The sequence below is a fragment of the Nitratireductor indicus C115 genome (genome assembly GCF_000300515.1).
Lineage (GTDB): Bacteria > Pseudomonadota > Alphaproteobacteria > Rhizobiales > Rhizobiaceae > Nitratireductor > Nitratireductor indicus.
On sequence record NZ_AMSI01000006.1, the window covers coordinates 105,922 to 127,788 of the forward strand.

16 protein-coding genes are annotated in these 21,867 nt (G+C 59.3%); 5 read left to right on the plus strand and 11 right to left on the minus strand.

All coding sequences use genetic code 11. From position 1 onward, the window contains the following. Positions 1–32: 32 nt before the first annotated feature. From NA8A_RS10395 to NA8A_RS10430, 8 genes are all read right to left on the minus strand, one after another. Complete coding sequence (locus NA8A_RS10395; protein ID WP_009756457.1) at positions 33–1,109, minus strand: branched-chain amino acid ABC transporter permease; 1,077 nt, start codon at positions 1,107–1,109, stop codon at positions 33–35. Between the two features lie 3 nt (positions 1,110–1,112). Beyond that, entirely contained in the window at positions 1,113–2,072 is a 960-nt protein-coding gene (locus NA8A_RS10400; protein ID WP_009756458.1) for a branched-chain amino acid ABC transporter permease, read from the minus strand. An 87-nt stretch (positions 2,073–2,159) separates the two neighbouring features. Continuing rightward, a complete protein-coding gene (locus NA8A_RS10405; protein WP_009756459.1) occupies positions 2,160–2,984 on the minus strand; it encodes an ABC transporter ATP-binding protein in 825 nt (274 codons plus the stop codon). Then, the gene (locus NA8A_RS10410; RefSeq protein ID WP_009756460.1) at positions 2,981–4,957 is read right to left on the minus strand and encodes an AMP-binding protein; all 1,977 of its coding nucleotides are present in this window, start codon (positions 4,955–4,957) and stop codon (positions 2,981–2,983) included. Before NA8A_RS10410 ends, NA8A_RS10405 begins: the two co-directional genes overlap by 4 nt. Positions 4,958–5,367: 410 nt before the next feature. Beyond that, positions 5,368–6,042 (minus strand): Crp/Fnr family transcriptional regulator, encoded by a 675-nt coding sequence (locus NA8A_RS10415; RefSeq protein WP_009756461.1) that lies wholly within the window; start codon positions 6,040–6,042, stop codon positions 5,368–5,370. Between the two features lie 106 nt (positions 6,043–6,148). Next, entirely contained in the window at positions 6,149–6,940 is a 792-nt protein-coding gene (locus NA8A_RS10420; RefSeq protein WP_009756462.1) for an N-acyl amino acid synthase FeeM domain-containing protein, read from the minus strand. 164 nt (positions 6,941–7,104) lie between these two features. Continuing rightward, complete coding sequence (locus tag NA8A_RS10425; protein ID WP_009756463.1) at positions 7,105–9,411, minus strand: putative bifunctional diguanylate cyclase/phosphodiesterase; 2,307 nt, start codon at positions 9,409–9,411, stop codon at positions 7,105–7,107. 96 nt (positions 9,412–9,507) lie between these two features. Further along, complete coding sequence (locus tag NA8A_RS10430; protein ID WP_009756464.1) at positions 9,508–12,987, minus strand: indolepyruvate ferredoxin oxidoreductase family protein; 3,480 nt, start codon at positions 12,985–12,987, stop codon at positions 9,508–9,510. A gap of 453 nt (positions 12,988–13,440) precedes the next feature. Here NA8A_RS10430 and NA8A_RS10435 point away from each other — a divergent pair, with 453 nt between their 5' ends. Next, complete coding sequence (locus NA8A_RS10435) at positions 13,441–14,013, plus strand: TRAP transporter small permease subunit (RefSeq protein ID WP_009756465.1); 573 nt, start codon at positions 13,441–13,443, stop codon at positions 14,011–14,013. Continuing rightward, on the plus strand, positions 14,013–15,404 hold the full coding sequence (locus tag NA8A_RS10440) for a TRAP transporter large permease (protein ID WP_009756466.1): 1,392 nt from the start codon (positions 14,013–14,015) through the stop codon (positions 15,402–15,404). The genes NA8A_RS10435 and NA8A_RS10440 overlap by 1 nt, the downstream gene beginning before the upstream one ends. A gap of 150 nt (positions 15,405–15,554) precedes the next feature. Here the strand turns inward: NA8A_RS10440 and NA8A_RS10445 are convergent, their stop codons facing one another. Next, complete coding sequence (locus NA8A_RS10445) at positions 15,555–16,643, minus strand: TRAP transporter substrate-binding protein (RefSeq protein WP_009756467.1); 1,089 nt, start codon at positions 16,641–16,643, stop codon at positions 15,555–15,557. A gap of 381 nt (positions 16,644–17,024) precedes the next feature. Here NA8A_RS10445 and NA8A_RS10450 point away from each other — a divergent pair, with 381 nt between their 5' ends. After that, positions 17,025–17,798, plus strand: a complete 774-nt coding sequence (locus NA8A_RS10450) for a gamma-glutamyl-gamma-aminobutyrate hydrolase family protein (protein ID WP_009756468.1) — start codon at positions 17,025–17,027, stop codon at positions 17,796–17,798. A 120-nt stretch (positions 17,799–17,918) separates the two neighbouring features. Here the strand turns inward: NA8A_RS10450 and NA8A_RS10455 are convergent, their stop codons facing one another. Then, positions 17,919–18,938: a LacI family DNA-binding transcriptional regulator gene (locus NA8A_RS10455; protein ID WP_074896746.1), complete on the minus strand. Its 1,020-nt coding sequence runs from the start codon at positions 18,936–18,938 to the stop codon at positions 17,919–17,921. A gap of 306 nt (positions 18,939–19,244) precedes the next feature. Then, positions 19,245–19,718, minus strand: a complete 474-nt coding sequence (locus NA8A_RS10460; protein ID WP_009756470.1) for a MarR family winged helix-turn-helix transcriptional regulator — start codon at positions 19,716–19,718, stop codon at positions 19,245–19,247. A 180-nt stretch (positions 19,719–19,898) separates the two neighbouring features. On the opposite strand from NA8A_RS10460, the gene NA8A_RS10465 reads away from it, so the two are divergent. Next, a complete protein-coding gene (locus NA8A_RS10465; RefSeq protein ID WP_009756471.1) occupies positions 19,899–20,660 on the plus strand; it encodes a creatininase family protein in 762 nt (253 codons plus the stop codon). A gap of 48 nt (positions 20,661–20,708) precedes the next feature. Beyond that, positions 20,709–21,800 (plus strand): CobW family GTP-binding protein, encoded by a 1,092-nt coding sequence (locus tag NA8A_RS10470; protein ID WP_009756472.1) that lies wholly within the window; start codon positions 20,709–20,711, stop codon positions 21,798–21,800. Positions 21,801–21,867: the final 67 nt, after the last annotated feature.

Sequence of the window (21,867 nt, forward strand, 5' to 3'; positions counted from 1 at the left end):
CGTCCCCGTTTTTCAAGCGCCCCTCCCCGCCGCTAGTGCGGGAAAGGCCACAGAATCAGTTTCTCCCGGATCACCGCCCAGAAACGCGCCAGGCCATGCGGCTCGACGATGAGAAAGGCAATGATCAGCGCTCCGATGATCATGATGTTCAAATGCTCCACGGTCGCCGAGCTCAGCGGCAGCCCGAAGGCTTCCGGCACCGAACTGATGACCACAGGCAACGCCACGATCAGGATCGCGCCCAGAAAATTGCCGAGCACGGATCCCAGTCCGCCGATTATGGCGATGAACAACACACGGAACGACAGCGGGATATCGAAAAGATTGGCCTCCGCCGCCCCCCGCCACAGAAAGACGAAAAGCGCCCCCGCAATCCCCACCACATAGGATGACACGAAAAAGGCGAGCAGCTTCGTCTTCATCAGGTTGATGCCCACCAGCTCGGCTGCGATATCCATATCGCGCACGGCTTTCCACATGCGGCCGATCCGCCCGCGCGTGATGTTGATGATGAAGAAGGTCAACAGACACACGATGCACAGGACGAAGTAGTACTGCACGATGGCCGGAGCCCGCGGACCAGCGACCGTGATGCCGAAGAAGTCGATATTCGGCACCTGGATCGCCCCGGATGCATTGTAGTTGTAGAGCCACGCCCATTTCTGGAAGAGCCAGACCAGGAAGAACTGCGCTGCAAGCGTTGCGATCGCGAGATAGAACCCCTTGATGCGCAAAGACGGCAATCCGAAGATGACGCCGACCGTCGCCGAAAAGAAGCCGGACAGGGCCAGCGCTACCACGATGTTCATCTCGGGAAAGATCGAGATCAGCTTGTAGCAGGCATAGGCGCCTACTCCCATGAACGCGCCGGTTCCGAGCGAAAGCTGCCCGGCATAACCGGTAAGGACGTTCAGTCCGAGCGCCGCCAGCGAATAGATCAGCACGGGGATGAGCAGCGCCCGAAAGGCGAACTCGCTCGCCGTCAGCGGGAAAACGACAAAGGCGAGGATCAGGACGATACCGAGCAGGACCGCATCCTGGCGCACGGGAAAGAGCGCGTGGTCCGCCTGATAGGTGGTCTTGAACTGGCCTGCGGTGCGATAGAACATGGATTACACCCGCTCGATGATTTTTTCGCCGAAGAGCCCCTGCGGGCGGAAAAGCAGCACCAGCAACGCCAGCATATAGGCGAACCAGGCTTCCGTGTTGCCGCCCAAAAGCGGCTGGCCCCAATAGATTTCGAAGACTTTTTCGAGAATGCCGATGGCAAGCCCGCCGATGATGGCGCCCATCACGCTTTCCAGCCCGCCGAGCATCAGAACGGGCAGCGCCTTGAAGGCAATCACCTCAAGGGCGAAGGAAACGCCCGCCCGTGCGCCCCAGACGATCCCCGTGGCAAGGGCGATGACCCCGGCGATGAACCAGACGATCACCCAGATCGTGGACAGCGATATGCCGACCGAAAGTGCAGCCTGATGATCGTCTCCCAACGCGCGAATGGCGCGTCCGATCTTCGACTTGTTGAGGAAATAAAGCAGTGCCGCCACCAGGATCACCGCACCGATCACCGCCGTCAGGTCCTTCTGCTCGATGGAAACGAAACCGCCGAACGGCTCGAACTCGAAACTGCCGGTCGGAATCATCAGCTGCTCGGTGATCATCACCTTGTTCTCGCCGCCGAAAATCAGTTCGCCGAAGCCGATCAGGAACATGGTGATTCCGATCGTGGCCATGAACAGAATGATGTCGGGCTGGTTCACGAGCGGCCGCAGCACCACGCGCTCGATGCTGACCGCGAGCACGAACATCACCGCCAGCGTCAACGGCAGGGCGAGATAGGCGGGGATGCCCCGCTCATGCAGCCCGACCAGCGTCAGCGCGGCAAACACCACCATGATGCCCTGGGCGAAATTGAAGATGCGCGAAGATTTGTAGATAAGCACGAAACCGAGCGCGATGAGCGCATAGAGCACGCCCCCGACCAGCCCTTCCCAGAGAACCTGGATCAGGAAGTCCGGAGCCGCCGCCATGTCGGCAAAGGGCTTCACAAGGACATTGTTCAAGAATTCCATCGTCTACCTGCTCCCTTTGCCGCGTCGGCGGCCGCGCATCTCATCGTGTGGCCTGCCTAAGCCATTCCCCATAGCTTCCAGGTTTCCTTAGTGCGGCACGCCCAGATAGGCGTCGATCACATCCTGGTTGTTCTTCACTTCATCGGGCGGCCCGTCGGCGATCTTCTTGCCGTAATCGAGTACGACCACCCGGTCGGAAAGGTCCATCACCACACCCATGTCGTGCTCGATCAGCGCAATCGTCGTCCCGCGCTGCTGGTTCACGTCGAGGATGAAACGGCTCATATCCTCTTTTTCCTCGAGGTTCATGCCCGCCATCGGCTCGTCGAGGAGCAGCAGGCTCGGCTCCATGGCAAGCGCACGGCCAAGCTCGACCCTTTTTTGCAGACCATAGGGCAGCTTGCCGACCGGTGTGCGGCGAATATGCTGAATCTCCAGAAAGTCGATGATCTCCTCGACCTTCTCGCGATGCTCGATTTCCTCTTTCAGCGCCGGGCCGCGCCACAGCATCTGCCAGCCGATATTGCGCTTCATCATTACCGAGCGCCCGGCCATGATGTTGTCGAGCGTCGACATGCCCTTGAACAGCGCCACATTCTGGAAGGTGCGCGCAATGCCCTGCCCCACCGCCTCGTGCGGTTTCATGGAGCAGCGCTCCTTGCGGCGGAAGATGATGGTGCCCACCTGCGGCGTATAAAAACCATTGATGACATTGAGCATCGAGGTCTTGCCGGCGCCGTTCGGGCCGATGATGGCGCGAATCTCGCCTTTCAGAACATTGAGCGAGATATCGGTAATCGCCTTCACGCCGCCGAACGAAAGAGAAACATTGCGCACGTCGAGCAACACGTCGCCCCGTGCGATACCGTCATCGGGCGCGACCAGCTGGCTGTGATCGGGGCGCGGGTTCATTCGGCTGCCTCCCTGATTGCCTGCGACGGCGCTTCATGCACCACGGCGTCGGCAATCCTGACCGTTGCGCGGATCACCCCTTTGCGCCCATCCTCATAGGTCACCTCAGTCTCCACGAATTTCTCCGCCGATCCGTCGTAAAGCGCCTCGATCAGTTCGCCATAACGCTCGGCGATGAAATTCCGCCGCACCTTCTGGGTGCGCGTCAGCTCACCATCGTCCGCATCGAGTTCCTTGTGCAGGATCAGGAACCGCCTGATCTGCGAGGCGGCCATCAGGGGCTCGCGCGCCAAGCGCCTGTTGGCCTCGTTCACATGCGCGGCAATCGTCTCATAGACACGCGGGTGGCCGGCCAGTTCCTGATAGGACGCGTAGGCGATGTTGTTGCGTTCGGCCCAGTTCCCAACCGCCGCCAGATCGATATTGACGAACGCTCCGCAGAACTCGCGGCCATGGCCGAAGGCCACCGCCTCCTTGATCTCGGGGAAGAATTTGAGTGTGTTCTCGATATATTTGGGAGCGAACAGATCGCCCGAGGCGAGTTTGCCGACATCCTTCGCCCGGTCGATGATCTTGAGCTGCCCATCGGCATCGAAGAAGCCCGCATCGCCCGTATGCACCCAGCCATCGGGCGTCTTGGTGTCGCGCGTGGCCTCCTCGTTCTTGTAATATCCGACAAAAACACCGGGCGAGCGGTACATCACCTCTCCCGTTTCCGCGATGCGGATTTCCACCTCCGGCGAAGGCAAACCGACCGTATCCGGCCGGATCTTTCCATCGGCCTGCGCGGTTATGTAGACGGTCGCTTCCGTCTGGCCGTAGAGCTGCTTCAGGTTAAGGCCCAGCGAGCGGTAGAAACTGAACAGCTCAGGGCCGATCGCCTCGCCCGCCGTATACCCCACACGCATGCGCGAAAAGCCCATGCGGTTCTTGAGCGGACCGTAGACCATGAATTCGCCGAGCGCATATTTCACCCGGTCCCGCAGCCCCACCTGCTCGCGATTCAAAATGCGCTCGCCCACTTTCGCCGCATGCGCCAGAAAATAGTCGAACATGCCCTTCTTGAGCCGTCCCGCATCCTCCATCCGTACCATGATCGAGGTGAGCATGGTCTCGAACACGCGCGGCGGAGCAAAGAAATAGGTCGGCGCGATCTCACGGCGATCTTCATTCACCGTTTCAGCGCTTTCCGGACAGGCCACGCAAAAGCCTGCCGTGTAGGATTGCGCATAGGAGAAAAGGTGATCGCCCACCCAGGCGAGCGGCAGATAGGCAATGGTCGTTTCGTTTTCGTCGAGATTGTCGAAGGCGTTGCCATTGAGCGCCGACCGCACGAAATTGTCATGCGACAGCATCACCCCCTTCGGACGCCCGGTGGTGCCGGATGTGTAGAGGATGACCGATATCTCATCCCCCTTGCCGCGCGCGATCTCCTGATGCCAGGCATCGAGCACACCGTCCTCCACTGCAAGCCGCTGGCGACCAGCCTCACGGACCGCCGAATAGGCATGCAGATGCGTGTGATCGTAGTCCTTCAGGCCACGCGGTTCATCATAGATGATATCGGTAAGGATCGGCACTTCCGGTGAAACCGAAAGCACCTTGTCCACCTGCTCCTGGTCCTCGACCAGCGCAAAGCGCGCTTCGGCGTGATTGAGGACATAGGCCATTTCCTCCGCCACGGCATCGGCATAGAGCGGCACGGGGATTGCGCCCAGCGACTGGATCGCCGCAAACGACCAATAGAGCCTCGGTCGGTTGGCCCCGATGACAGCGACTTTGTCGCCGCGCCTGAGACCGAGTGTCTGAAGACCGAGCGCAAGAGCACGAACTTCCTCGAGCTGTTCTTCCCAGGTCCAGCTCTGCCAGATGCCGTAATCCTTGAAGCGCATCGCGGGCCGGCCGCGGAAACGCTCTGCGTTGAGCAGCAGATATTTGGCAAGTGTATCCGTCGACGCGTGGTTTTGCGCCAAGCCATTTCCTCCCGTGCTCGGCGGTATTCCGCCGTTATCCGTACTTCCTCCCCGAAGTGCGGATTGTTGATTGGATCGAGGTTTTCACGAAAATCAGCCGCAATCAACTCGTCCCTTGACAGACACGCAGGCAGTTTGTCTTTATAGTGGAGCGGTAGAGTATTTTGGCGAGGCTGTTGCGACTAAAGTCGCGTTTGCCCCAAAACATGGCGTCCCAGCCAAGACCAAAGTATCAGCGCGATCTCCCACCAATTCTTCTTCCTGAGCAAAACGCGGCTTCTTGCGCAGCCAGGGCGATGACTGTGAGACCAAAGTCTGAAACGCAGTTCCTTCAATCATCGCATGCTGCATTCAGGCAGGGTCACCAGCCATTCCGGAAATACGATTCGGGGTACGAAGTGGCGCGAGCGTTATGAGCCGTAACGGCTCAGTGCTTCGGCATCGACGATCATGATCCGGCCATGCTCGGCGCGCAGGAGGCCCTTCTCCTCGAGCACCCGCAGGCTGCGATTGACCACCTGCCGCGAGACCCCCGCCAGAAGGCCAAGCTCCTCCTGGCTGATCTCGATCTCATTGCCAGCCAGCGGATAAAGAGCCCGATTGAAGAACCAGGAGAGGTTGCGCGCCACCCGCGCCGTCGGGTCGAGAATCCGGTCATACTCGATGGTGGCGATGAACTGCCCCATGCGTTCATTCAATTGCCTGACGAGAAAGCGATTGAAGCCGGTGCTGTTATCGAACAGCCACATGAAGGTGCTGCGAGACAGCATGACGAGCCGCGTATCGCGAATGGCGACCACGTCATATTTGCGACGCTCGTTCTTCAGAACGGACCCTTCGCCGAACCACCCCCCGTCGGTCACACCGGCAAAGGTCATCGCCTTGCCTGCCGCCGAGATCGCACTGATCTTGATAAGCCCGTCCACAACACCGGTCCAGTAATCGAGCCGGTCGCCGCGATGGCAGATATAGCTTCCCTTGGTGAAAACACGTTCCGCCAGCCCGCGCCGAGCGCGCTCAAGCTCATCAGGCTTGAGTTCGCCAGCCCAGACAATGCTGTCGACAATGTCGTTGCGCGCACTCATGGGAAATGGATACCCCGGCGAAAGACGAGCGACAAGAAGCTATGACCCGTCTCATCGCATAACCGCTGCGGAACGTAGGCAGGTCCAGAGGCGTATCTGGTCGGAGCTAGGCCGCGTTGTTCAGATATTTCGCGGTGGGAAGAACCGTCAGTGACAGTGCCTCCCCCTCTGCGGGCCGTTCAAACAGCAAGCGTTGCTCTGCCCGGGTAGACCGAAAGAACGGGAACCGCTCCACGATAGGCCCGAATTCCTTGGCGCAAACGCCGCCGAACAGCATGAGCGGAATACTGATCGGCGGATAGGCCCGCTCCTCGCTCATCTGCCTTGCGCCGAATATCCTGCGATAGAAGGCCGTATGTTCCTGACGGATCAGGCAGGCGCAATAAGTTGAGTGGAAATACTCGTAAGCAAGGATCACGGGCCGCAGCGTCACATAGGGCAACGCCCTGTATTCACGGGCAAGCTCGGGATCGGCGGCAAGCATGCTGGGATTGATGCAGCTCTCGCCCCGCTCGATCAGCGGCAGCATGACGTCTCCGAACCCTTTTATGACAGGGCCGAAGGGAACTTCCTTGTCGATCTGGTGCAGCCGCACCGTGCTGACCAGACTGCCATCGATATAGACGCCGAAATTATAGCAATTGGGAAGGTCGTCCAGCTCATCCTTGGTGATCTGCCGGGTGGATTCGGGCACAAAGCCATGCGCGCGGTAGGACCTGTAACGCAGGTTGTAGATTTCCTCGCGGTCCTCACCTGTGTCGCAGCGGCGGTATTCCGTGCGTTCGAGCAAGCGCAGAACACCATCCACGAAACTCGTGGACTTCTTGTCCTCATCCGCACCGCCAACAGTATTCCGCTGGCCGGAATCTAATCCAACCGCACCTCGCCGCGCTTCCATTTCCGCATCTGCCCCACCTTACTACCTCGTACAAATGTTAGCCTAGCTAAGCATCTGTCTTTGTAAAGCTGAGATTGCGACGGATCTTGTTTAGATTTTGTTAAGGTTAACGGCGCGCCTTATTTCTCGGCATATTCCCTGACGTAAGCTGAGACAAATTGTCGTCAGAAAGAAGCGCGGCTGCGAGCGCTTTCAATGCTCGTGACCAGCGGCTGTTTCATCTCCGCCATGGTCTCGATACCCGATGCCGTGAGGGCCGGACCGAAGAGGAAGCCTTGCAGAAGATCGGGCTTCACCGCGCTTTCAAGCAGGGTGAGCTGGTCGAAGCGCTCCACACCTTCAACCGTCACGTCGAGGCCGAGCTTGCGCGAAAGATCGACAACGCCCTGGAGAAGGTGCAGCGAGCGCTCCCCTTCCTTGAGATTAGCCACGAAACTGCCGTCGATCTTGATCTTGTCGAGCGGAAGCGTGTGCAGGTAGCTCAGCGAGGAATAGCCCGTACCGAAGTCGTCGAGGGCGATGCTCACGCCCAGTTCCTTGAGCGCCTTGATATAGGTTACGGTCGCTGCCGTATCGTGCAGCAGAGCCGTTTCCGTCACCTCCACTTCGAGGCGGGAAGCGGAGATGCCCGCACCCTCGATAGCCGAGCGCACGCGTGCCACCACATCGATCGAGCGGAAGTCTTTGGCCGACAGATTGACGGACACGCCGATCTGCTCCGGCCACTTGGCGCACTCCTTGCAGGCCGCATCAAGAACGATTGCACTGATTTCCGAGATCAGCCCCATCTCCTCGGCAAGCGGAATGAAGATGGCGGGCGAGACCAGCCCGAGCTCGGGATGATCCCAGCGGCAGAGGGCCTCACAGCTTGCGATCCGCATCGTGCGCGCATCGACGATGGGCTGATAGACCACGCGCAGATTGCGCGCTTCGATGGCGCTGCGCAAATCTGCCTTCATCACCTGCCGATTGCGGAAGGCGACATCCATTTCCTTCTCGAACAGACGCCAGCAGTTCTTGCCGAGTTCCTTTGCCTTGTAGAGTGCGAGATCAGCTTTCACGATCATGGAATCGACATCGCTGCCCCGTGCGCTGACAACGACCGCACCGCCACTTGCCTGCAGGCGCATCGCGTGGCCGGCCACGTCCACCTCACCCTGAAGGGATGCGAATATCTCGTCGAGCAGAACGCTGAACTGGGCTTCGTTATCGACCTGATTGAAGAAAATCATGAACTCATCGCCGCCGAAGCGGCTGATCTGGACATTGCTGCTGGCAAACACCGATAGCCGTTCAGCCATCGCATAGATGAGCCCGTCACCGACGGGATGTCCGAGAGTGTCGTTGACGCTCTTGAAATCGTCGAGGTCGAGAACCGCAAGGCCGCAAAGGCGATCCTGATCGCCTGCGGCCATCGTCTCGCTGACCTTCTCATGGAAATAGGCCCTGTTCGGCAGGCTGGTGAGGCTATCGTATCGGGCCATGAAGCGGATCTTCTCCTCCGCCTCGACCCGGCTCGTCACCTCCTCGAAGGTCAAAACCCCCACCTCGCCATGCCCCTCGCGGGCCGCAAATTCGAAATGGCGGCCATTGGCCATGCTCAGCAGCACCTTGCGGTCGCGTCCCTCGCGCAGGGCCTTCGAGAGATTTTCCTCCGCATAGGCATAGTCGCGCTCGGAAAGAAGCCCGCTTGCCACGCCACGCATCAAGAGCGATTTCAGCGTCCGGCCCAGCATCTGGTCGGAAGACTTGAAGCCCAGCATTTCGGCGGCCTGCCCATTGCTGACCACCACGCGCTCATCCTTGTTCAGCATCAACAGGCCGTGCGGCATGGTGTTGAGGGCCCGGTCGAACCGCTGCGCCAGGCGCGTGGAACGCTTCTCCTCGCTGATCGCGGTGAACAGAACAGTTCGCACCAGCTCGGCCATCTTCATCACCACGAGCATGAACGGCGCGATGAAGGTGCCAAGGATGAAATGATAAATGTCGCCCTTGAGCATAAGCCCGAGCGCGATGGGAAAGACGATGGTCAGCGTGAGCACCGAAATCATCTTGCGCGAGCCGTAATTGCGCCCCGCGATCGTGATCGTGCCGCACAGGATGGAGGAAACGGCTGCAAGCTCGGCAAAGCTGTCTTCGCCAAGCACAATGGTGGCGAAGCCGAACGAGCCGACGATCAACCCGTGCAGGCTCCCCCACCATAAATACCGTCGTTCCCAGACGAGCGCAGATTCCGCATCGTGGATTTCCGCGTGATCGACGCTCATGATCTTGAAATAGCGCCACACGCCGGCCGCGAACATCGCAGGCCCGAGGAAAAGCTGAAAGGTCTGGCCGGTTTTGTAATAAAGCAGGAACGCAATCAGCGCGAAGCAAAGACCGCCCAGCGGCAAAACACCCACGTCCTGAAACAGGGACCGGATGTAGCCGACATAAACGTCTTCGGGAATGCTGTTCCTGTTGTTTTTCACCGCACCAGCCCGTTTTATGAGCTCAGCAATGGCACAACAGCATTAAGAAAGATTTATAATTCCGCTTTTTTCCTGCCCGGCTAATGAATAGCCGGTTTACTCTGCGGCCTTGAGGATCGGCCCTTCTCCGTCACCGTCCTCCAGGCGAACCAGCAGCCGCTTCCGCTCTTCTGCCGCTTTTTGCGCATTCGCCGCCTTGATGTGCCCGTAGCCGCGAATGATCGCCGGTACGGAAGCGAGCGCCGCAGCCGCCTCGATCCGCGATGGTTCCAGTGCCGCCTCGATCATATCGAGATCCCGCTCGTAGTCAGCCAGCAAACGACGCTCCATCCGGCGCTCTTCCGAATAGCCGAAAACATCGAGCATCGTACCGCGCAGACGTTTCATCCGCGCCAGAACGCCGAAGAGCTTCATGACCCAGGGGCCGAAACTCGATTTTCTGGGCATCCCATCCGCATCGTGCCGCCCCAGAACCGGAGGTGCCATGTGAAATTCAAGCCGATCGAAGCTCTCGAATTCGGCAGCGAGCTGCCGCCGGAAGCTGCCATCGGTATAAAGCCGCGCAACCTCATATTCGTCCTTGATGGCCATCAGCTTGAAGAGGTTCCGCGCGGCCGCCTCGCTGACGGTTGTCGAGCCCGGAGCGGCTCTTTCCTCAGCCACGCGCAAACGTTCGATGCGCGTGCGGTAGCGCATGGCGTAAGCCTTGTCCTGATACCTTGCAAGGAAGGCAACCCGCCGCTCGATCACCTCGTCCAGCGTCTGCGACAAGGCCGGCCGGTCGCTTGCCTGCGACGACCTGGCAACCAGATCGCGCACGAATTCCGGATCGTGGGCGGCCCGCCGCCCCCAGCGGAAGGCGGACAGGTTCATCTTCACCGCCTGTCCGTTGAGCTCGATAGCCTTTTCCACCGCTTCTGGCGAAACAGGCAGTCCACCATACTGGCAGGCCATGCCGAGCATGAACATGTTGGCGCCGACCGAATTGCCAAAAAGAATAGTCGCGGTCCGCGTGGCGTCGAAGAAATGGGCTTTCTTGTCGCCCACCGCCTCACGAACCGCTTTCTTCAACCGCTCGACGGGCAGCGAGAAATCGGCCGAGCGTGCAAAATCACCGGGCATCACCTCGGCCGTATTGGCCATGAACAGCGTATGCCCTTCACGCGCCGCAGCCAGAACCTTCTTGGCGCCCGAAACAACGAGATCGCAACCTAGAATGAGGTCAGCCTCGCCGGCAGACACACGGATCGCGTGAATATCGTCAGGCGTCTTCGCCACCCGCAAATGCGTGAACACAGCGCCGCCCTTCTGGGCCAGCCCTGCCATATCGATGATGCCCGCGCCCTTGCCTTCCAGATGCGCAGCCATGCCGAGAATGGCACCGATAGTCACGACCCCCGTACCGCCGATGCCGTCAACCACAGCTGACCACCCATGATCGAGCGAATAAAGTGGCGCTTCCGGCACGCCTTCCAGCGGGTCGTTGTTACCGACAGCCCCCTGTGCCTTGCGCAATTTTGCGCCATGCACGGTCACGAAAGACGGGCAGAAGCCGTTGACGCAGGAGAAATCCTTGTTGCAGCTCGATTGATCGATGCGCCGCTTGCGGCCGAACTCGGTTTCCAGTGGTTGCACCGAAACGCAGTTGGACTTGACGCCGCAATCACCGCAGCCTTCGCAAACGAGCTCATTGATGAAGACGCGCTTGTCGGGATCGGGAAACGTGCCGCGCTTGCGCCTCCGGCGTTTCTCCGCCGCACACGTCTGGTCGTAGAGAAGAACTGAAACGCCCTTCACCTCGCGCAGCTCCCGCTGCACCCGGTCGAGATCGTCGCGATGGTTGATGCTGGTGCCGGTCGGGAAAGAGGCCACGCCCGCATATTTTTCGGGCTCGTCGGTGACGACCGCAATGCGCGAAACCCCTTCGGCCCGCACCTGATCGGCGATCATGTCCACCGTCAGGCCGCCCTCATGCGGCTGGCCACCCGTCATGGCAACGGCGTCGTTGAAGAGAATCTTGTAGGTGATGTTGGCGCCGGACGCGATGGCGAAACGAAGCGCCAGAACGCCGGAATGATTATAGGTCCCGTCGCCTAGGTTCTGGAAAAAGTGTTCACGCTTTGAAAACGGCGCCTGGCCGATGAACTGCGCACCCTCGCCGCCCATGGCGGTAAAGCCGATATTGGAACGGTCCATCCAGGTTGCCATGAAGTGGCAACCGATACCGCCACCGGCGATGGATCCTTCAGGCACACGGGTTGATGTGTTGTGCGGGCAACCCGAGCAGAAATAGGGCGTTCGGGAGGCGACATCGCGCGTGTCTGCAAGCATTGCCTGGAACTGCCGCAACCGCGTCACATGGGCAGCGATCTCCTCCGACGGGCCGATGACGCGCAAAATGCGCTCACCGATGGCAATGGCTATTTCATTGGGATCTAGCGCTGCGGTCGGAGCGAAAAGGCGGCCGCCCTTTTCGTCGACCTTGCCGATGATCTCCGGCTGATTTGCAGTGCCATAGAGATTTTCGCGCAACTGCACCTCGATCAGCGAACGCTTTTCCTCGACCACGATCACCGTTTCGAGGCCACGTGCGAAGTCGCGCATATGCTCCAGATCAAACGGCCACGGGCACGCCACCTTGAAGAGGCGAATGCCGAGCGTGTTGGCGCGCGCCTCATCGATGCCGAGATCGTCAAGCGCCTGCCGGGTGTCGAGATAGCTCTTGCCGAGCGTTACAATGCCGATCTTTGCCTTTGAGCCCCCCGAATAGATGATCCGGTTGAGCTTGTTCTCGCGAACGAAGGCCGCCGCCGCCGCGCGCTTGAAATCGTAAAGGCGCGTCTCCTGGCCGAGCATGTTAATCTCGTGGCGGATGTTCAGCCCGCCGGGGGGCATGTCGAATTCCGGACGAATGATGTTCAGCCGTTCCAGCGACGCATCGACCGCTGCCGTGGATTCGATATTGTCCTTCACGCATTTGATTGCCGTCCAGGTGCCGGCAAAACGCGACAGCGCATACCCATAAAGCCCGTAATCGATCAGTTCCTGCACGCCGGCAGGATTGAGGATCGGGATCATGGCATCGACAAAGGCGAATTCGCTGGCATTGGCGACGGTGGAGGATTCGGCCGTATGGTCGTCCCCCATCAGGGCAAGCACGCCACCGTTCTTTGACGAACCGGCATGGTTGGCATGACGAAAGACGTCGCCGCACCGATCCACCCCTGGCCCTTTGCCATACCAGACGGCAAAGACGCCGTCATATTTGCCCTCGCCCAGAAGCTCCGTCTGCTGAGAGCCCCAGCAAGCGGTTGCGGCCAGTTCCTCATTGAGACCCGGCTGAAAGACAATATCGGAAGACTGAAGGCTCTTCTTTGCCTTCCAAAGCTGCTGGTCGAGCCCGCCGAGCGGGGAACCGCGATAGCCCGAAACGAAACCCGCCGTGGTCAGACCTGCACGCCTGTCCCGCTCGCGCTGCATGAGAAGCATGCGCACAACCGCCTGTGCGCCGGACACGAAAATGCGTTCCTTCGACAGGTCGTATTTGTCATCGAGCGAGATGTCGTGAAGCGTCATCTGCAATTTTCCTCCTCAACGGAATGGATACTCTACACCATTCCGTCAGGTCAGTTTTCTATTGGTCTCTCAGCGCGTCAAACGAAATCGGGAGCCTATTGTGAAAGAGCAAGTCCGCCGCTCCCAACATGCGTTTGACGTAATTTTATTGTCGCAATCAATCTTCTTAAGAATGATTCTGTCCGACCATTCTCAGCCTTTGGTCGACATTTTTGCGGCAGAGACCGTTCATCCACGATTCCGTGCCATTAGCGCTTGCATAACCCGCCATTCCCACGGCATTACTTTTTGCAATCACTGGAAGCTGCTAATCAATTGCAGCCGCAAAACGGCCCGATGGATAAGACTGGAGAAAACACGGTCGTCCATCAAAGGGGAAATGCAAAAGGGCAGATAATGACAATCATTCTTGAGCCGCGCGCCTGGCGCGCCGTAGGCGGGGGATTCTGACACGTGCGCGCGATCGCTCTGGCAGTCCGCGCCATAAGCGGGATCAATTCCCTGATCGGAAACATTTTCTCATGGCTTTCTCTGGCCATCGTTCTCGTCTGCTTCACCGTGGTGGTGCAGCGTTATGTGTTTTCGGTCAGTTTCGTCTGGATGCAGGATCTTTATGTTTGGCTGAACGGAGCAATGTTCACCGCTGTTGCCGGCTTTGCGCTGCTGCGCAACGACCACGTGCGCGTTGACATCTTCTACCGGCCGGCAAGCGTTCGCCGCAAAGCGCTGGTGGACCTGATCGGTGTCGTCCTGTTTCTCATGCCGTTCTCCTGGATCGTCTACTATTACGGCTGGACCTTTGTCAGCCGTTCCTGGCGCATCCACGAGGCCTCCGCCAATGTGGGCGGCATGCCGGGCCTGTTCGTCCTGAAAAGCTTCATCATCGTCTTTGCCGCACTGATTGCGCTTCAGGGTATCGCGATGGCGCTTCGTTCCATCCTCGTTCTGGCGGACAGGGAAGATCTTCTTCCGCCGAAGCTGCGCTATGAAAACGAAGCCGAAGAGCAGCCGGAGGCGACGGTCTGATGGATCCTGTATTGATTGGCGAGCTCCTTGCGGGGCTCATGTTCTTCGGCATCATCGGCTTTCTGCTACTGGGCTTTCCGGTGGCCTTCACGCTTGCCGGTGTGTCACTCATGTTCGGCGCCGTCGGCATGTGGTTCGGCGTGTTCGACCCATCCAATTTCGGTAGCCTGGCGAACCGCTATATCGGCTACATGACGAATGAAGTGCTGGTCGCCGTACCGCTCTTCATCTTCATGGGCGTCATGCTCGAACGCTCCAAGATCGCCGAACAGCTGCTGCTGACCATGGGCAAGCTCTTCGGCAATCTGCGGGGCGGCCTTGGCATGTCGGTCATCGTGGTCGGCGCGCTGCTCGCCGCGTCCACCGGCGTGGTTGGTGCAACCGTCGTGACCATGGGGTTGATCTCGCTGCCGGCGATGCTGCGTGCGAACTACGATCCCAAGCTTGCCACCGGCGTGATCTGCGCTTCCGGCACGCTCGGCCAGATCATCCCGCCCTCCACGGTCCTCATCTTCATGGGCGACATGCTGTCCGGCATCAATGCCCAGGTGCAGATGGCCAAGGGCAATTTCGCCCCGGTGCCGGTGTCGGTGGGCGATCTGTTTGCCGGCGCACTTTTGCCCGGCATTCTTCTCGTTGGGCTCTATCTCAGCTGGACGGTTTTCAAGGCGATTTTCGACCCGCAATCCTGCCCCGCCACGCCGGTCGCCCCTGAGGACAAGAAGCATCTGTTAGGTGAGGTTGCTGTGGCGCTCGTGCCGCCGCTATTGCTTATCATGGCAGTTCTTGGCTCCATCCTCGGCGGCATCGCAACCCCGACGGAGGCCGCCTCGGTCGGCGCTGTTGGCGCAATGGTTCTTGCCGCCGTACGGCTGCGCCTGTCCTTCAGGGTGCTGCGCGAAACGGCGATAGCCACGGCGTCCATCACCTGCATGGTTTTCATCATCCTGTTCGGCGCCTCAGTGTTTTCCATCGTGTTCCGCCTGATGGGCGGCGACAATCTGGTGCACGAGTTCCTGTCGAACCTGCCGGGCGGAACGCTGGCGGCAGTGGCGGTGGTGATGCTCATCATGTTCATGCTGGGCTTCATCCTCGACACATTCGAGATCATCTTCATCGTGATCCCGATCACGGCGCCCATTCTTCTGGCCCTCGATGTCGATCCGGTGTGGCTGGGCGTTCTCGTCGGCGTGAACCTGCAAACGAGCTTCCTGACGCCGCCCTTCGGCTTCGCCCTGTTCTATCTGCGCGGAGTGGCGCCACCCAGTGTCTCCACGACGATGATCTACAAGGGTGTTCTGCCTTTTGTGCTTCTGCAAGTCCTGGCGATTGCGATCATGTTCCTCTTCCCGCAAATCGCCACATGGCTGCCGCGCGCGATCTATAGCTAGAGCGCTTTGCAGCCGTGTTGAGGATTGCTTTCACAAAATGATGGGCCGCCCCCGACACTGGAGGCATGAAAACAAAAGGCCCGGGCTGGAAACAGCCCGGGCCTTTTCCTTGAAGTGAAGCCGCCAGCTGCATGCCGGCGGCGACAAACCTCAGATCTTGAAGTATTTGCGGCGCGCTTCCACGAAAGCGCCATCCGTACCTTCCGTACGGGTACGCACGATGTTGAGCGCTTCGATAAAGCTCTCCGTCGTCTTCTTGGTAAGCGCATCGCTGGAATCGCGCAGCTCGCCGAGAATCTCTTCCGCCGCCTTCGCGCCGGCTTCGATGATGTCGTCGGGGAACTGGCGCACATTCACGCCATGCTGCTCGACCAGCGTCTTCAGCGCGCGCGGATCGTTGGCATAGAAATCCGATGCCACCTGATCATACTCGGCCTGGCAGACGTCCTTGACGATCGCCTGCAGGTCTGCGGGGAGTTCCTGATACTTCTTCTTGTCGACCACGAGTTCCGTCGCCAGACCCGGCTCCACAAAGCTCGGGAAATAGTAGTTCTTGGCGACCTGATAGAAGCCGAGAGCCAGATCGTTGTAAGGGCCGACGAACTCGGCGGCATCCAGCGTACCCGACTGCAGAGCCTGGAAAATCTCGCCAGCCGCCATGTTGGTGACGGTCGCGCCAAGTTTTTCCCAGACCCGGCCACCCAGGCCTGGCGTACGGAAGCGCAGGCCCTTCACCGAATCGAGACCCGTCAGCTCGTTGCGGAACCAGCCGCCGGCCTGCGTGCCCGTATCGCCGGACAGGAAGCCCTGAACGCCGAACTGATCGTAGATTTCGTCCCAGATTTCCTGGCCGCCCATGAAGCGAACCCAGGCCGCCATTTCGCGCGAAGTCATGCCAAAGGGCACGCCCGTGAAGAAGGACAGGGCAGCACTCTTGTTCTGCCAGTAATAGGCGGCGCCATGGCTCATTTCCGCCGAACCGTCGATGACGGCATCGAGCGATTGAAGCGGCGGCACCAGTTCGCCTGCAGCATAGACCTGAATCGTCAGCCGGCCTCCCGAAGCGGCTGTGATACGGTCGGCAAGACGCTGCGCACCAACGCCCAGACCCGGAAAGTTCTTCGGCCATGTGGTGACCATGCGCCAGGTCTGGTTGCCCTGCGCAATGGCAGGCGTCGCAAGCGCCGTAGCGCCAGCGCCGGCAAGACCGGCTTTCTTCAGAAACGATCGGCGATCCATGAATTACCTCCCAAGACAATCGCAATCGAAAAAAATGGCCGTCGAACGGCCTTGAAACGCCTCGCGGACAACAGCACTTTCATGCATTGCCGCGATCCGAACCCGTATCAATACACGCAGCTTCATGGGTGTCCAGTGCACGGCGAAAGGCTTTGTCCTCTCAACCCGCCCGCTGCCCGCCGTTTCGGGACAGATCCGCCAAAGCACGATATATACTTTAGTAGAATAAGGACTTATGGCCACGGAACGCCGTTGCGCACGATAGGATTTCGCTGAAACACTGATGGCGAAAACGGCATCCGGGATGGCACGGCAAACGGCGCGCGACATACCTATATGTCAAACGATCGCATCATCATTCTGGCAGGAAGACCCCCCACCATGTTACGCCCACTCGTCGCAGTATCGACCGACGCGAAACCCGTTGAGAACTATGTCTGGCATGCGACGCCGGAGCCTTATCTGGAAGCGGCAGTCAGCGGCGCCGGGGTTATTCCCGTGCTTGTTCCCTCGCTTGGCGAAAAGATCGACCTCGATAGCCTGCTTGCGGGAGTGGACGGTGTCCTCATCACCGGATCGAAATCGAACGTCCATCCCAGCCTGTACGGTGGCGACGCCAGTGAGGAAAACGGGCCTTACGATCCCGCGCGGGATGCGACAACTCTACCCCTTATTCGCAAGGCGATTGAAAAGGGCGTGCCCCTCCTGGCGATCTGTCGTGGCATTCAGGAATTGAATGTCGCTCTCGGCGGCACACTGGCGACGGAACTTCAGGAAATGGAAGGGCGTTTCGATCACCGAGCGCCTGAAAACGCCAGCCAGGACGAGCGTTTCGCCATTCGCCATGCGGTCACGATCCAGCCGTCCGGCTGCTTCGCCTCCGTTTTCGGGAAGGACGCCATTCATGTGAACTCCGTTCACCGCCAGGGTGTGGCAACAGCTGCCCCTCGGCTCGAGGTCGAAGCTGTGGCCGGGGACGGCACGATAGAAGCGGTTTCTGTCAAGGACGCACCCGCCTTTGCCGTTGGCGTGCAATGGCATCCCGAATACTGGGTAAAGAGCGACGAGGATTCGGCCCGCATTTTCCGTGCCTTTGGCGACGCAGTGCGCGCGCATGCCGCAAGACGGCGGGAACAGAGCGTGGCCGCCGGCTGACCGGAAGGACACGGCGCGCTAAAGCACTTTTCCATCAGGTGGAATCACCTGACGCTTGCGTAAGTGCGGAAAAGCAAAACGATTGATCGGTTCAGGGTCTCCATGAAACGATCAATCGATCTAGCGTTCCTTAGGCTTGCCGGTCGACTGACGCACATGAAGTTCCGGCTTGATGAGCTGCTGGGAGCGGTTCACTTCCGCGCCGTTAAGCCGGTCGAGCAAAACACGCGCAGCCCGCCGCCCAACCTCGCGCTGGCCGTTCCAGACCGTGGTCAGCGCCGGCGTGGCGATGGCCGCTTCTTCCAGATCGTCATAACCCGTAACGGATATATCGACGCCGGGAACAAGCCCCGCCCGGGCAATGCCGTTCATGAGGCCAATTGCCACCAGATCGTTCCAGCACACGGCAGCCGTGGGCTTATCCTGCAGCGCAAGGAAAGCGCCCGCGACCTCAAAGCCCGCCTGCTTGGTCCGGGGGCCTGGAAAACGCCAGTGCGGGCGGATTTCGAGCCCTGCCTTCTCCATCGCGTTGACATAGCCCTGATAGCGGTCGCGACCCGTCGAGGTCTGGTCCGTGCCGCCCACCATGGCGATGCGCGTGTGGCCGAGCGAAATCAGATGATTGGTGGAAAGCGAGGTTCCATAGGCGTCGTCTCCGCGGAAAACCGGGACTTTCGCCCCTTCAACGGAGCGCGCGATCAAGACAACGGGAAGGCCGTTGTCCTCGATCAGGCGAATATCCTGAGCCGGCGTACCAATGGCCGGCGACATGATCACTCCATCGGCTCCAAGCTGGAGCAGAGTATCGATGAAGGTGCGTTGCTTCTCGAGCTGGTCGTAATGGTTCGATAGAAGAAAGGTCTGTCGCGATCGGTCGAGCTCGCTCTCGATGGAGCGCAGGATTTCGGCGAAGAACGGGTTCATGATGTCGTGCACCACCACACCCACAATACCCGAGCGCGACGTGCGCAGGCTCGCCGCGCGCCGGTTGTAGATATAGCCGATCTCGCGCGCATATTCCTTGATACGCTCGCGCGTCGCATCCGCCACGAGCGGACTGTCCCGCAACGCAAGAGATACGGTCGCCGTGGACACGCCAAGCGCTTCGGCTATGGTCGAAAGCTTGATCTTCTGCGCCAGACCCGCAACTCCCCCTCATCACCAACGCCATATGGCGCACTTACCGGTATCCGGCAAAACCGCGCCATGCGTCAAGCCATCTAACGCATCGACGCGAAAACCGTAAACGCTTTTCGCACCCGATGGCCATATCGGGAAAACGCGATAGATTCCGGCTGGCGTCGAAAATCGGCCAGCCGGAATAATCTTCCGTTTTCAGACTTTTGCTGGGTTTGAGAGCTCAGATTGAAGCGATGCCGAAGCACCGCAGAAGATCGGCAAGGCATAAGCCCTGCAAGCGGGCTCGCAACCGGAAAGGGGGCCGGTTCACGCGTCCTCGGTCATGTCCTCATCTTCCTCTTCGGTGACAGGCACCCCTGAGAGATTCGCTTCGACCTTGTTGAGAAGCTGGGTGAGAAGCTTCTGATCCTTCTTGTCGAACCCCTTGAGCGCAAGCTTTTCGGTTTTGCGCACGGATTTCTCGATGGATCGTATCACCTGTTCGCCCTCATTCGTGAGGAAGACGTAAGCACGCCTCCCGTCATCCTCTGAAAAGCGCTTCTCAAGGAACCCCTGACTGGTCAGGCGATTGATCGTCTTTGTTACCGTGGGCGGACGAACGCCCAGCAGGTTCGCGAGCTGGCTCGGGGTCTGCCCGTTTTCCGAGGCAAGTGCCAGCATGATCTTGTCCTGGCCGGCATATAAGCCGTGTGCCAGGAGCCGCTCGGCCAGAGCGGTACGTGAAAGCCTAGCGGCCGACTGGATCAAACCGATCGTCGCGCCCCTGACAGCCTTGGCCATTCAAAACTCCCCTTTCGATATTCCTAACGAAATCAAAACACGTCCCTGATGAATCAAAATAATCACGATGCATGGCTTTGCAACTTAAGATTGACATTGCCTAATCACCTCATTAGGCGTTACTTAGGCATAATTGTGTTTCCCTCGGGGAAGCGTTTTCACCTTTGTGCGCCACGAGAAATGCCCTTTTCATCGAAAACGATCTCCATTTTGCCGCTCGGCGCCACCGAGCAGCACGGCCCTCACCTGCCTCCCGAGACCGACTGGATCATCGCGGAAGCCTTTGCGCGCAAGGCTATAGAGACTGCACCGGAGTACCTTCACGTGCATCTTTTGCCGGTTGAGAAAACCGGCTACTCCATCGAGCATGAGGACACCGCAGGTACCCGTACGCTGACATTCGACGAGGCCGTACGCCGCTGGATCGGCATTGGCGAAAGCCAATACAAAGCCGGCATTCACAAATTCGTGCTCCTCAATGCCCATGGCGGCAATTCGCCTCTGATGACGATAGTTGCCACTGAATTGCGCGCCCGATTTCCCATGCTTGCCGTAGCAACGAGCTGGACTCGCTTCGGCTATCCCGCAGACCTCGTTTCCGAGGAAGAGCGGGCGCTCGGCATTCATGGCGGCTTCATCGAAACCTCGGTGATGCTTGCGCTGAGGCCCGATCTCGTGCGGATGGACAAGGCTCGCGATTTCGCTTCCGAGCAAGTCCGTTTCCGCCGCGACTTCACCCATCTGCGCGCCTACGGCCCACACGCCTTCGGCTGGATGATGCGCGATCTTTCCCCCGATGGGGTCACGGGAAACGCAGCGGCAGCAAGTGCGCAAGCCGGCCATCGCATCCTCGACAATGCGGTCCGGGGCTTCGTCGAGCTTCTTGAGGATGTCGATCGTTTCGACCTCTCTCATTTTGAAAGCCGGCGCGTGCAATCGTAATGGAGCCGTCCTATATGGAGGGCAACCAATCGAGCTTTGCGAGAAATCATGTCCGACGCGCAGACCACAACCTCCGCTGAAACAACGCAGATTCCGGTAACGGTGCTCACCGGCTATCTTGGCTCCGGCAAGACGACGCTTCTCAACCGCATTCTCACCGAAGACCACGGCAAGCGCTATGCGGTCATCGTCAACGAATTCGGTGAGATCGGCATCGACAACGACCTGATCGTGGAATCCGACGAGGAAATCTACGAAATGAACAATGGCTGCATCTGCTGCACCGTGCGCGGCGACCTCGTCCGCGTGGTGGAGGGCCTGATGCGCCGCCCCGGCCGCTTCGACGCAATTGTTGTCGAAACCACCGGCCTTGCCGATCCGGCTCCTGTCGCTCAGACCTTCTTCATGGATGACGACGTCCGCGCCAAGACGAAGCTCGATGCCGTGGTGGCCCTGGTGGATGCCAAGCATCTGCCCCTGCGTCTCAAGGATTCCAACGAAGCCGAGGATCAGATCGCCTTTGCCGATGTGGTGATCGTCAACAAGACGGATCTCGTCACACCCGATGAACTTGCAGCGGTGGAATCCACCATTCGCGCCATCAATCCGACCGCGCGCATCCTGCGCGCCGAACGCGCCGGCGTTTCCCTGAGTGACGTGCTCGACCGTGGTGCCTTCGACCTGAAGCGCGTGCTCGACAACGATCCGCACTTCCTGGACCACGATGATCCGGACCATGTCTGCGGTCCGGACTGCGACCACGATCACCATCATCATCACCACGATCACGATCATGACCATCACCACCACCATCATCATCATGGTGAAGTGTCTCCAATTCATGACGTTCAGGTGCAGTCCATTTCACTTCGGGCCGGAGAAATGGATCCGAAGAAGTTTTTCCCTTGGATCGAGAAGACCACACAGATGGACGGCCCGAGCATTTTGCGCCTCAAGGGCATCATCGCGTTCCGGGACGATCCCGACCGTTTCGTAGTACAGGGCGTGCACATGATCATCGAGGGCGACCACCAGCGCCCCTGGCGTGAGGATGAAAAACGTGAGACGCGCCTTGTCTTCATTGGCCGCGATCTGGACGCCGAGCGCCTGACCCGCACCTTCGAAGCCTGTCAGGCTTGATGGCAGCATCCCAAGCGCCCTCGTGGTCCGGCAAACTCACAATGATAAAACACCGCCAGACTAAAAC